Origin of the sequence: Ruania zhangjianzhongii (assembly GCF_008000995.1) — a bacterium.
GTDB classification, from domain to species: domain Bacteria; phylum Actinomycetota; class Actinomycetes; order Actinomycetales; family Beutenbergiaceae; genus Ruania; species Ruania zhangjianzhongii.
On the sequence record NZ_CP042828.1, the window covers coordinates 345,433 to 356,932 of the forward strand.

Genomic DNA, 11,500 nt, shown 5'->3' on the forward strand with positions numbered 1-11,500 from the left:
TGCGGCGCGAATCGGTATCTGCAGCCCGAGATCCCGTCGTTCAGGTACCGTTCTGCGCTGCAGGCGATCGTCTGGCGCCGCGTGGCGGGCGCGGCGGGCGAGGCGCGGCGTGGTGCGGCGAGGCGCGGCGTGGTGCGGCGGGCGCGGGCCGGGTCACCGGGTGCACATTTGCGCGGGCTACCAGCAGTCTCTGCCGGGTGCGGCACGATGGTCCGGTCGGCGCTACTGAAGGAGAACCCCACGATGACGCTCAGCCCCCGCGGGAGCGAGCTCTACGATGCCTACGTCTTCGACCTGGACGGCACGATCTACCTGGGGGAGCACCTCCTCCCCGGTGCGGCCGACCTCCTCGGTGAGCTCCGCCGTCGGGACCTGCCGGTGCGGTTCGTCTCGAACAACCCGACCAAGTCCTTGGATCAGTACGTGGACAAGCTCACCGGCCTCGGGTTGGCCGCCGATCCGGGCGAGGTCACCAACACGGTGGTGGCGATGGTGCGCTGGCTGCAGGCGGAGCATCCCGGCGCGGTGGTGTTCCCGATCTCCGAGCAGCCGCTGATCGACGCGCTCACCGCTGCCGGGATCGAGATCAGCGACGACCCCGCCCGGATCGACATCGTGATCGCTTCCTACGACCGCACCCTCGCTTACGCCAAGCTGCAGATCGCCTTCGACGCGATCTGGTTCCACAAGCGCGCCATCCTGGTGACCACCAACCCGGACCGGTACTGCCCGTTCCCGGGCGGGCGCGGAGAGCCGGACGCCGCTGCTGTGGTGGCCGCGATCGAAGCCTGCACCTCCACCACGCTGACCAAGAACGTCGGCAAACCGGATCCGGCGATGGTGCGCGCCGCGCTCGCCGGACTGGATCTGGACCTGAGCCGGTGCGTGATGGTCGGCGACCGGCTCGGCACCGACATCCGGATGGCCACCGACGCCGGCATGGTCAGTGCGATGGTGCTCACCGGCGACTCCACCCGTGCTGAGGCGGAAGCGTTGCCCGCCGCGCAGCAGCCGACCTACCTGCTGGACCGGATCGACCACCTGCTACCCACGGAGCTGCCCTGATGGACACCGCACCCGAGAGCGCGCTCCAGGCTGCGCTGCCGGCCGCCACCGATACCCGCGTGCTCGTCACCGGCACCGATGTACTGGATCGCACCGGGGCGGCGTTCGCCGAAGCCTTCGGGGCAGCAGGCTCGCTGCCGGTCGCTCAGCTGGTGGCCGACGGCAACACCTGGGCGCTGGCCGGGGAGCAGGTGAGCACTGCGCTCCGGGCCGCCGGCGTGGAGCTGGCCGAGCCGTTGGTGCTGCCCGCAGTGCCGACCGTGTACGCCTCCTACGAGAACGTCGAGCGCATCCGCAGCCACCTCGGCGGGAGCGACGGCGTAGCGGTGGTGATCGGCTCCGGTACCTTGAACGATCTGGTCAAGCTGGCGTCGGCGGAGCTGGACCGGGAGTACCTGGTGGTCGCCACCGCCGCCTCGATGGACGGCTACGCCGCTTACGGCGCCTCGATCACCAAGGACGGGTTCAAGATCACCCGGTACTGCCCGGCGCCCGCCGCGATCGTGGCCGATATGCGCCTCCTCGCCGAGGCTCCGGGACGGCTGACCGCCACCGGAGTGGGTGACCTGATCGAGAAGATCCCCGCCGGCGCGGACTGGATGCTCGCCGACGCCCTCGGGGTGGAGCCGATCGCCGAGCACGTCTGGCACCTGGTGCAGGACCCGTTGCGGGCCTCGATCGCCGAGCCGGAGCAACTGGCTGCCGGCGATCCGGGTGCGATCAGCCGGCTCGCCGAGGGGCTGCTGATGTCCGGGGTGGCGATGCAGGCGCACCAGTCCTCCCGGCCTGCTTCCGGTGCCGGCCACCAGTTCTCCCACCTCTGGGAGATGGAGGGGCTGGGCCTGGACTGGGAGCCACCGCTCTCGCACGGGATGAAGGTCGGCCTGGGCACCATCTCGCTGTGTGCCCTGTACGAGGTGGCGCTGCGACGCGATCTGACCACGCTCGACGTCGACGCCGCTGTGGCCGCCTGGCCCAGCTGGCAGGAGACCGAGGCGAAGGTGCGCGCTGCGGAGCTGCCCCCCGAGGTTGCCGAGGCCGCTGTGGCCCAGTGCCGGGAGAAATACGTTCCGGCCGAGGAGTTGCGAGGACGGCTGGAGCGGCTGCGCGAGCTGTGGCCCGAGCTACTGCCGCGGCTGCGGGACCAGTTACTGCCCGCAGAGGAGATCGAGCACAAGCTCCAGGTGGTCGGCGCGATCACCCACCCGGCGCAGATCGGTATCGACGAAGCGCGCTTCCGCGCCACCTACACCCGGTCGCAGATGATCCGCAGCCGGTACACACTGCTGGATGTGCTGTTGGAGACGAACCTCCTCAATGACTGTGTGGCCGAGCTGTTCGCCCCGGAGGGGTTCTGGGGGCGCCGGGCCGACCAGTGGTGAGCCGCGCCGTCACGGCACTGCGTCGGCGGCGCGCAGGAACAGCAGCCCCAGCCATACCCAGCTGACGATGATGGCCAGGCGCTGCACCAGCCCGGTGCGCGGGTGGTCGCGTTCCCACGCCTGCCCGAAGGCCAGGAAGGCCACGGTGCCCACAGCGGCGGTCAGCCCCGAGTAGATCCGCCAGCCGGTTCCGGGCACCGCCCAGGCGGCGATGAGCGCGGCGAGCGGCGCCAGGGCGAAGACGAACATCCCCGCCCAGTCGTGCAGCGTGTGCCGGAGGGAGAACTCGCGTGGGTCGCCGTCCGGCGTGCCGGGTGGGTAGCCGCGGATCGGATCCATCGGGAAGGCGCCCGAGGCCATCAGCGACAGCCCGAACCCGCCGATCACCAGTGCCAGCAGCACCGAGTCCAGGGCTGGCACCAGCGCGATCCCAGCGGTAGCGATCGCCGCGCCGCAGAGCAGGAAGTTCGCGGTCTGGATCCATCCCCGTGGCCCCAGGGCGAGCGCGCTCACCGGATGGTACGCCGGGCGGTACCCCGGCCGGGTCCACCCGTCCAGCAGGAAGATCACCGGGAACAGGAGGGCGCCGGCAGCACCGACCCAGAGGATGAAGGTCATGGCGGTGACGCTAGGACAGAGCGGCAGTGTTGCGGACCTGCCAAAGGTCATGACTGTGCCCGGCCGGCGCGTCCCAGCAGCAGGGGCGGCTCGGTAGCGGCCCGCCGGGAATCTTCCCCCGCGCGACGGCGTTGCTCGGGTGGTGGGCGCACTCGCCTGCCGCTGTACGTGGGTAGGTGTACTCGACCTCCCGTCGCCGTTTCGAGAGGAAACCCCAGACCATGACGCCCGTGCTCTCCCTGCTGGACCTCGCCGTCGTCGGCCGCAACGAGACCGTGCAGGAAGGGCTGAACGGGACCGTGACACTGGCGCGTGCCGCCGAGGCGAACGGCTTTGAACGGGTCTGGTACGCCGAGCACCACAACACCCCCGCGATCGCCTCCTCGGCCACGAGTGTGCTGATCGCGCACGTGGCCGCGCACACCGAGCGCATCCGGCTCGGCGCCGGCGGGGTGATGCTGCCCAACCATGCGCCGCTGATGATCGCCGAGCAGTACGGCACGCTGGCGAGCCTGCACCCGGGCCGGATCGACCTCGGGCTGGGCCGCGCGCCGGGCACCGACCAGACCACCATGCGGGCGCTGCGCCGGGATGCCCGCGCCGCCGACACCTTCCCCGACGATGTGCTCGAGCTGCAGGCCTTCCTGCGCGGCGAGTCGTTGCTCCCGGGGGTGAACGCCTATCCGGGCAAGGGCACCGATGTGCCGCTGTACATCCTCGGCTCCTCGCTGTTCGGGGCGAAGCTGGCTGCCGCGATGGGGCTGCCGTACGCCTTCGCCTCACACTTCGCTCCCGCGGCGCTGGAGGCTGCGGTGGCCGCTTACCGTGGCGAGTTCCAGCCCTCGGCGCAGTTGGCCGAGCCGTACGTGATCGCCGGCGTGGGCGCGATCGCCACGGATACCGGCGAGCAGGCTGCGGACCAGTTCCTGGCTGCGCAGCGCCGCCGGGTACAGCTGCTCCTGCCGCCCGGTCGCACCCTCACCGATGAGGAGGCGGATGCGGTGCTCGCATCGCCGCAGGGCCGGCAGATGATGGACATGATGCGGTACACCGCGGTCGGGACCAAGGAGGAGGTGGGCACGTACCTGCGAGAGTTCGCCGAGCACGCCCGGGCCGACGAGCTGATCATCGCCCTGCACGCCGACCACGTGGCCGACCGGGTCCGGGCCACAGAGATCATCGCCGAAGCGATCTGACTCGGTGCAGCCCGGTCCGGAGCGACCTCGTCCGGAGTGATCTGGCCCCCGGCGGCCGGGACCGGGGCGCTCTGCTCCGGGGCGCTCGGCTCCGGCAAGGCACAATGGCGGGGTGACTGGCACGGACACACTGACCGAGACCCCCCGGCTGTCCTGGGGCACGGCGCTGCCGGCGATCGGCGTCTCGCTGAGTGCGTTCCTGCTGTTCGCCCTGATGCTGCCCGGCTGGGGGCACGGCCTTCTGGTGGTGAGCCTCGCCGCGGCCTGGTGGCGAGACCGCGAGCTCGGTAAGGACCTGACCCTGATCGGGCTCGGGGTGGCGATCGTGTCCACCACGTCGGTGGAGGCGGACGTGCACTGGGACCGGTTCTTCACCATCGGGATCGTGCTCGCGCTGGCCGTGGCCACGCCACTGCTGGTGGACCGGTTCGTCTACCGCCGGCGGGCGATCCGGTTCCCGTGGCGGACCGGGAAGAAGTGGTCCCCGATCGAGCGCAGCTACCTGGTGCTGGTGCCACTGCTGGGCTGGCTGATCCTGCCGTTCTACTTCATCACCTCCGGTGCTTACCTGAACTGGCCGTACATCACCGACGGCAGCATGCTCGCCCGGTTCTTCGTCGGGGTGAACTTCGTGGGCACCTGGGACGAACTGTTCTTCATCTGCACCTGCTTCGCGCTGCTGCGCCGGCACTTCCCGGTGTGGGCCGCGAACCTGCTGCAGGCCACGATCTTCGTCTCGTTCCTGTGGGAGCTCGGCTACCGGGAGTGGGGGCCGTTCCTCACCGCACCGTTCGCGCTGCTGCAGGGCTGGATCTTCACCAAGACCGGGTCGCTGACCTACGTGCTGATCGTGCACCTGCTCTTCGACGTGATGGTGTTCCTGGCGATCGTGCACGCCCACAATCCCGGCTGGATCCCGATCTTCCTGGTGTGACTCCCGGTTTCGGGCTCGCGAGTGGGTTAACTGGGGCCATAACCCCAGTGAACGCACACACGAGCGCAGGGACCGGGTGTGGGCACCCACTTCTCAGGCCGATCGGCGCAGAGATCTTGCCGCCTCGCAGCCGGGACCACAGGGCCAGAGCTCGCCGCGATAACCACGGCCACGAGCGGTCGCGAAGATCTCCGCCGCGAGCTGGCAGGCCGCGTAGTAGACGTCCACCCACTCCGCGCGGAGGGTGACGACGTCCCGCGCTGCGGTCGCCCGGTCACGGCGGATGTCTGCACCCCGGCTACCTTCGTGCGCCGCGCGACCATCGACCTCGACGACGAGCCGGTGGGCCGCATCGACGAAGTCGCGGCGGATGGTCCGCCCTGCGGCCCGATCGGCGACCGCCATCCGCATCTCGGGAAGCCCATGGGCTTGCACCACGCGGATGACGAAGTCGACCTCGAGCACGCTCTCGGCGCCTTCGGCCACGATGCCGAGGGAGAGTTCGAGCGCGCGCCGATGACGATGGCTGCGCCGCTGCTCGAGCTCGGCCATGAGCTCCTCGGCGGTGGTCCTGTGCCGCTGCACGGCCCGTGCTGCTGTGGCGATCGCGTCTTCCCGGGAAGCCGTGGGGGTATCGCCAAGGTCGATCACGGTGAAGGCCGGCGCGGTGACCAGGAGGCCCCTGCGGCTGACGGTCAACAGCCGATGCCGGCGCCGCACCCGCGTGGCCGGTCGCCGCTGCCGCCCCGCGTTGGCCGGGACGTCCACGTGCACGAGCTGGGGCTGCCGGGACGCCAGCCCGAGTATGAAGGCTGCGGACTCCAGCGACAGGGCGGCATCGTCGCCGTAGTAGAGCAGCGCGGCGCTGGCCCGGGCGAACCAGCCGAGAGGCTGATCGTGCACCGCGTAGACACCGGGATGCACGCGCTGCCACGACCCACGAGCCAGCTTCCACCGGACCGCCTCTGCGCTTCGTTCCGCCAGGGCCTGTGCGCGGGAGACGATCCCGAACTGCGCTGCCGCCAGTCGGGAGAGGTCCATGTATCCACCCTGCCGTGCCGGCGGCGCTGCGGTGCCGGCTATCCACAGGCTCGGTGCGACCCAGCGAGTTGGCGGGTGGGATTGCTGGGGTCATTGCCCCAGCAATCCCACACACGAGGCAGAGCGCCGTGATCACCCCTTCAGCCCGGTGCTCGCCAACCCCTGGATGAACTGCCGCTGGGCGGCGATGAACACGATCAGCACCGGGATCACGGTGAGTGTGGTGGCGGCGAGCTGCACGTTCCAGATCGGCCCGCCGTAGGCGTCCACGTACTGGGTGAGTGCCTGCGGCAGATCAGTCCCGGTCGGCAACCGTCGCCAGCACCACCGGGTCAGCGCACCCCGCCGCGAACCCGTCGATCCGCCGCTGGATCTCCCGGCCGAGTACCCAGGTGCCGATCTTCTCGGCGAGCGGGGCCAGCCAGTTGGGCCGGCAGGAGAAGTTGTACTTCCACACTGCCCGCGCCTGCCCTGGGCCGGCTTCCTCGAAGCGCCAGCCTCCGGCCATCTTCGCGAAGAACCACGGCCCGGTGACCATTCGCATCCCGACGTTGCGGGGCGGCGCGTAGGACACGTACTCGCTGACCATGCGCGCTCCCCACCGGTGCACGGTCAAGGTGCGCACGCCCTTGCCCGGGTGTGTGGCGCCGTCGAGGAAATGCTGACGGCGGACGAACCGGTCCCAGCGCAGCCGCACCTCGCCGGTGGTCTGGGAGAGGGCGAACGCGGTCTGCGCATCCACGGGAACTGTCACCTCTGCACTCACCACCGGCATGGGGAAGATGGTGCCACGCGCGCCCCCGCGGTCACCAGCCGCACCGTGCCACCCTCGGCTCCGCGGTCACCACCCGCTCCCGCGCCGAGCAGCCGGTCCCACCCGCCGAATGAGGACTACCCTCGTTCCGGCGTGTGCGCGCGAGCCGATCGCGGCCGGCGCCCAGGTGGCCGAGCCGGCCGCGGTGCTGTTCGTGGTGCTGCCTACGCTCCGCGCTGTCCACGGCCCGCCCGCACCTGACGACGCCGTACCCGGAGACTGAGGAGAGGAACGATGGGAGAACTGCTGGGGGTCACCCCGCTCGAGGCCCTGGCCGTGGTGCTCGGTACCGCCGGGATGTACGTGACCATGGTGATCATCATCAAGCTGGTCGGGCAGCGGATGCTGTCCAGCATGTCCAGCTTCGACGTGGCGGCGGTGATCGCGTTCGGCTCGATCCTCGGCCGCGCAGCGCTCGGTGAAGCACCGCGACTGGCCGCAGGCATCCTCTCCCTGGCCACCCTGGTGGCGATGCAAGCGGTCGCCGGACTGGTCCGGAGCGTGCGCCGCGGCGGTCGGCTGATCGTGTCCGAGCCCGTGCTGCTGATGGCTGGATCCGCGGTGGTCGAGGAGAACATGCGGCATTGCCACGTGGTGCTCGCCGAATTGCAGTCCCGGCTCCGGCAGGCGGGTATCCGGCACCGCGGCGAGGTGGCCGCCGTCGTGTTCGAGCCCTCCGGCGCGATCAGTGTGCTGCGCCGCGGCGACGGGATCGAGGAGAACCTGCTCGACGGCGTCCGCGGCGGCGAGCTGGTGCCCCGCGAACTGCTGCGCTGAGCGTCGGACCGCCCCGACCCCGGTGCGCGAGACTGCCCTGCCACCGGCGCTCTCACGCACCAGGGCGGCCCCGATAGTGTGTGCTGTATGGGTCGAAAGCTGGGACAGCTGAGGGCGCGGGCGCGCATCGTCGGCGCCGGCGTGGCGGCCGCGCTGGTGGCCACCACCCTCGCGGGCTGCTCGCTGTTCGGCCTGGATGAGGAGCCGGCGCTGGAGTGCCCGGGTGAGTCTGCGCCCACATCCGCCCCGGGCGAGGCGCGGGTGATGCTCACGATCGCAGAGGGAGCCAGCGCCTGGGATCTGACCTGGGTGGTCTACGACGACGGCTCAGTGGCGCTGCTGGACGGGCAGCAGCAGGCGGAGACCGGCACGAACGCACTGGCTGCGGCTGGACCACTGCCCCAGTACGCGGGCGGTCCCTACACTGAACAGCCCGGCTCCTGGAGTAGCGGGTACCTGCTGCCGTGTGCGCTGGCCGAGCTGCGCCAGCGCGCCGACGACGCCCTGTTCGGGTCACCGGAGTACGGCAGAGTGTCGATCACCGATAACCCCTGGACCTACGTCAGCTACGACAACGGTGCCTCCCGCGCTTCCGTGGAGGTCTACGCCTTCGACACCGGCTACACCGAGGGCCTGGAGTGGTCCGAACGGCGCGCGCGGGAGCGGCTGGCCGCGGTGACCCACTTCCTCGAAGCCAACCTGGTCCGCACCGGTGAGACGATCCCGGTCTCCCGCGTGCAGGTGGACGGCGCCGGCGAGGTCGGTGAGGGCTTCGAATGGCCTGGGCCGGCTCCCGCCGAGCTACTCGGCGAGCAGGGCTGCGGTGTGCTTACCGAGGATCCGGCGACGGCGGTGTACGAGTTCGCGCAGGAGCCCGGGTTGGGCGAGGCGAGCTCAGAGCTGACAGTTCGCGCGTTGCCACCCGGGGTGTCCGGCTGTCGGTAGGTGAGGCTCGCCAGGGAGCCGGCTGCCCTGGGCAGGCAGGCCTCGGCGAGATCAGACGACCGCGGTGATGATGCTCGGCGCGATCAGGGCCATCAGCACGCTGAGGACTGCGGTCACGCCTAGAGCGAGGCCGGCGCCGGCGGCCGCCTTGGGCTTGCCGGTGCCACTGAGCCCGATGCCACCGGCGATCAGGGCCACCAGAGCGAAGACGGTGGTGACGATTCCACCGATCAGGTTGAACCGGAGCGAGACCGCGCTGGCGCTCAGGTCGTACCTGTGCATCAGATAGGGCAGCAGCAGGGCGAGCACCTGCTGGACCAGTCCGATCAGCACCACGAGGATCCCGGCCACCAGCGCCAGCCGACCGGCGGGATTCCTGCCCCTCCCGGCGCCGGGCTGGTACGCCGTCGCTGCATAGCCGGTGTGGTGTGGATCGGGTCCGAAGCCTGTGCTCATAGCCGCTCATCGTGCCAGCACCGGGCACCGAGCGTCATCACTGGTAGATCAAGGGCATGGTCACATTCAGAAGCAGGAACAGCAGGGTGGAGGTTCCGAGTGCCAGACCGGCTGCCGCAGCCCCGCGCGGTCGCGGCCGGCCAGCGAGGCCCACGGCGCCGGTGATCACCGCCAGCACAGCCAGCACGGCCTCGCCGACGGTGAAACCGAGGTCCACGGCCCGCCACAGTCCGTCGGACCCACCGCCCACATCCATCGGCATCGACCAGATGACTAGGATCCGCGCCAGCTGGAGCAGCGTCAGCGCCACACCGACGATCAGTGCGATCCGCCCGGGCACGTTGGTGCTTCGGTTCCCGCCTCCGGGCGGCGGAGCGACGAAGGCATTCGGGTTGTAGGACGGCGGGTCGTAGGAAGACATGGGCAGTCACCCTGCCAGGGCGGACACTGGTCCGGGCGGGCATTGACGGGGAGAACTCCCCACCGCGTGGGCCGGAATCGGACAGAACTGCCCACCGTCGCCGATGCTCCGCGGCGATCAGCACCCTTACGCTGACCGGACCATGACGAAGGGAGTGGCCGTGCGCCGTCGATCGACACTGCAGGGGGACCGTTCGAGGAGGAGACACGGGAGGTCGAGACTGGGCCGCGCGGTCGCGCTCGGGGCGGCAGCAGTGACGGTGCTCGCCGGGATGACCGCGTGCAGTCCGTCCCCGATCGACCCGACCGAGGACTGTACCGATGCGGGCAGCCAGCCGGCCGGTGAACCCGGCTCGGCGGAGGTGCTGCTGACCTCCAGCGGGTACGTCCTCTACGCCGACGGCTGGATGGTCATCACCGCCGAGGACGAGGCGAGCGCGGCGAACGCGATGCGGGTGCCGTTGATGGCACCGGCCCCGCCAGCCGGCGATCGCTGGCAGCCCGCCTACCTGGGCAGCTGCCAGCTGGAGGCGGTGGACGCGCTGGCCGCAGAGGAGCTCGTCGAGGGAGACCTGGGGGACCCGATCGTCACCGATGCCAGCACGACCACGATCACCTACTACGGCGGTGAGGAGCCGGTGAGTAGCAGCGCCTACGCGCTCGGGAGCGAAAGTTCCGATCTGAGCCGGGCGGACCAGCAGGGCCGCGAGGTGCTCAAGGCCTTGATCGCCGCCCTGGACGAGGCGACGGTCACCGGCGACGTCCTGCCGGTGGAGACCGTGCGGGTCAACGGCGAAGTAGGCGAGCCCGAACCCGAAGGGTGGCCCGGACCGCCGCTGGCCGAGCTTCTCGGCGACGACGGCTGCGGTGAGCTCACCGGCCAGCAAGCCCTGGACGTGTACGAGTACCTGGGCGAGCGCACCCACGCCGACGTCGGCTGGTTGCGTGTCACAGTGGTCGCACCGGGGCAGTCCGCGTGCGACTGACCCAGCGTCGCGAGGGAAGAACTGCCCACCGCGGAGCAAGCGGCGTGGTGCCCGGGCTGTCTAGCATCATCGGCATGCGACGATCTGCTGCTGCCGTGCTGACCGGGGCGCTCCTGGCTCTCGGTCTGAGTGCGTGCAGCCCCGGGCCCGTGGACCCGACCGCCGACTGCAGCGACAACGGTTCCCCACCACCGGGGGAGCCGGGCTCGGCGGAGGTGCTGCTCACCGCGGGTAATGCCACCGGCACCAGTCTGCTCACCACGGTGCTGTACGCCGACGGCTGGGTGCTCACGCTGGCCGGTGAGGAGGAGAGCGGGCTGAACGCGCTGGCCCCGCCGATGATGGCACCGACGCCGCCGGCGGCACGGCAGTGGCAGCCGGCGTACCTGGGTTCCTGCCAGTTGGAGGCGGTCGCCGGGCTGGCCGCCGAGGAGCTGGACGAGGACCAGCGCCTGGGCAGTCCGCAGATCACCGACCGCGCGAGCACGATCGTGACCTACTACGGCGGCGACCGGCCCACGACCGCCACGGCGTACGCGCTCGGTCAGGAGGAAGGCAGCGACCTCAGCCGGTCCGACGAAGCCGGCCGCGAGGTGCTCAAAGGGGTCATCGCGGCACTGGACGAGGCACCGGCAGAAGGTGACCTGCTCGCCGTGGAGACGGTGCAGGTGATCATCTCCGGCCCGGAGGCGGACTTGCCGACCGACTGGCCCGGCCCGTCGCGCGCGGACATGATCCCAGCCGGGGAACGGTGCGGAGAGCTCACCGGGCAGGACGCCCGGGACGTGTTCGACTACGTCGCCGGCGACGATATCGACGCACTACGCCTCGAGGTGATGCCGCCCGGGCTGCCCACCTGCACCTGA

At 70.6% G+C, this 11,500-nt stretch carries 15 protein-coding genes; 9 read left to right on the forward strand and 6 right to left on the reverse strand.

Annotated elements, in window-relative coordinates:
* Nucleotides 1-243: 243 nt before the first annotated feature.
* The gene (locus FU260_RS01805) at nt 244-1,065 is read left to right on the forward strand and encodes an HAD-IIA family hydrolase (RefSeq protein ID WP_147915511.1); all 822 of its coding nucleotides are present in this window, start codon (nt 244-246) and stop codon (nt 1,063-1,065) included.
* Entirely contained in the window at nt 1,065-2,447 is a 1,383-nt protein-coding gene (locus FU260_RS01810; protein WP_147915512.1) for a sn-glycerol-1-phosphate dehydrogenase, read from the forward strand. Before FU260_RS01805 ends, FU260_RS01810 begins: the two co-directional genes overlap by 1 nt.
* 9 nt (nt 2,448-2,456) lie before the next feature.
* Here the strand turns inward: FU260_RS01810 and FU260_RS01815 are convergent, their stop codons facing one another.
* Nucleotides 2,457-3,065, reverse strand: coding sequence for a DUF998 domain-containing protein (locus FU260_RS01815; RefSeq protein ID WP_147915513.1), 609 nt, complete (start codon nt 3,063-3,065; stop codon nt 2,457-2,459).
* A 221-nt stretch (nt 3,066-3,286) separates the two neighbouring features.
* Between FU260_RS01815 and FU260_RS01820 the strand changes: the two genes are divergently transcribed.
* Both FU260_RS01820 and FU260_RS01825 read left to right on the forward strand, forming a co-directional pair.
* The gene (locus tag FU260_RS01820) at nt 3,287-4,261 is read left to right on the forward strand and encodes an LLM class flavin-dependent oxidoreductase (RefSeq protein ID WP_147915514.1); all 975 of its coding nucleotides are present in this window, start codon (nt 3,287-3,289) and stop codon (nt 4,259-4,261) included.
* A 112-nt stretch (nt 4,262-4,373) separates the two neighbouring features.
* Entirely contained in the window at nt 4,374-5,195 is an 822-nt protein-coding gene (locus tag FU260_RS01825) for a CPBP family intramembrane glutamic endopeptidase (RefSeq protein WP_235912144.1), read from the forward strand.
* Nucleotides 5,196-5,288: 93 nt separating this feature from the next.
* On the opposite strand, the gene FU260_RS01830 is transcribed toward FU260_RS01825, so the two are convergent.
* From FU260_RS01830 to FU260_RS01840, 3 genes are all read right to left on the reverse strand, one after another.
* The gene (locus FU260_RS01830; RefSeq protein WP_147915515.1) at nt 5,289-6,236 is read right to left on the reverse strand and encodes a type IV toxin-antitoxin system AbiEi family antitoxin domain-containing protein; all 948 of its coding nucleotides are present in this window, start codon (nt 6,234-6,236) and stop codon (nt 5,289-5,291) included.
* Nucleotides 6,237-6,368: 132 nt separating this feature from the next.
* The gene (locus FU260_RS01835) at nt 6,369-6,548 is read right to left on the reverse strand and encodes a hypothetical protein (protein WP_235912145.1); all 180 of its coding nucleotides are present in this window, start codon (nt 6,546-6,548) and stop codon (nt 6,369-6,371) included.
* A complete protein-coding gene (locus FU260_RS01840; RefSeq protein ID WP_147915516.1) occupies nt 6,532-7,011 on the reverse strand; it encodes an SRPBCC family protein in 480 nt (159 codons plus the stop codon). Before FU260_RS01840 ends, FU260_RS01835 begins: the two co-directional genes overlap by 17 nt.
* A 109-nt stretch (nt 7,012-7,120) precedes the next feature.
* Between FU260_RS01840 and FU260_RS23440 the strand changes: the two genes are divergently transcribed.
* From FU260_RS23440 to FU260_RS01850, 3 genes are all read left to right on the forward strand, one after another.
* Nucleotides 7,121-7,273, forward strand: a complete 153-nt coding sequence (locus tag FU260_RS23440; RefSeq protein WP_168211606.1) for a hypothetical protein — start codon at nt 7,121-7,123, stop codon at nt 7,271-7,273.
* Nucleotides 7,274-7,284: 11 nt separating this feature from the next.
* Entirely contained in the window at nt 7,285-7,827 is a 543-nt protein-coding gene (locus tag FU260_RS01845; RefSeq protein WP_147915517.1) for a DUF421 domain-containing protein, read from the forward strand.
* 87 nt (nt 7,828-7,914) lie between these two features.
* A complete protein-coding gene (locus FU260_RS01850) occupies nt 7,915-8,772 on the forward strand; it encodes a hypothetical protein (RefSeq protein ID WP_147915518.1) in 858 nt (285 codons plus the stop codon).
* Nucleotides 8,773-8,823: 51 nt separating this feature from the next.
* On the opposite strand, the gene FU260_RS01855 is transcribed toward FU260_RS01850, so the two are convergent.
* The gene (locus FU260_RS01855) at nt 8,824-9,228 is read right to left on the reverse strand and encodes a hypothetical protein (protein WP_147915519.1); all 405 of its coding nucleotides are present in this window, start codon (nt 9,226-9,228) and stop codon (nt 8,824-8,826) included.
* A gap of 37 nt (nt 9,229-9,265) precedes the next feature.
* Complete coding sequence (locus FU260_RS01860) at nt 9,266-9,649, reverse strand: hypothetical protein (protein ID WP_147915520.1); 384 nt, start codon at nt 9,647-9,649, stop codon at nt 9,266-9,268.
* Nucleotides 9,650-9,920: 271 nt separating this feature from the next.
* On the opposite strand from FU260_RS01860, the gene FU260_RS01865 reads away from it, so the two are divergent.
* Together FU260_RS01865 and FU260_RS01870 are read left to right on the forward strand one after the other, a co-directional pair.
* A complete protein-coding gene (locus tag FU260_RS01865) occupies nt 9,921-10,634 on the forward strand; it encodes a hypothetical protein (protein ID WP_147915521.1) in 714 nt (237 codons plus the stop codon).
* 74 nt (nt 10,635-10,708) lie between these two features.
* Entirely contained in the window at nt 10,709-11,500 is a 792-nt protein-coding gene (locus FU260_RS01870) for a hypothetical protein (RefSeq protein ID WP_147915522.1), read from the forward strand.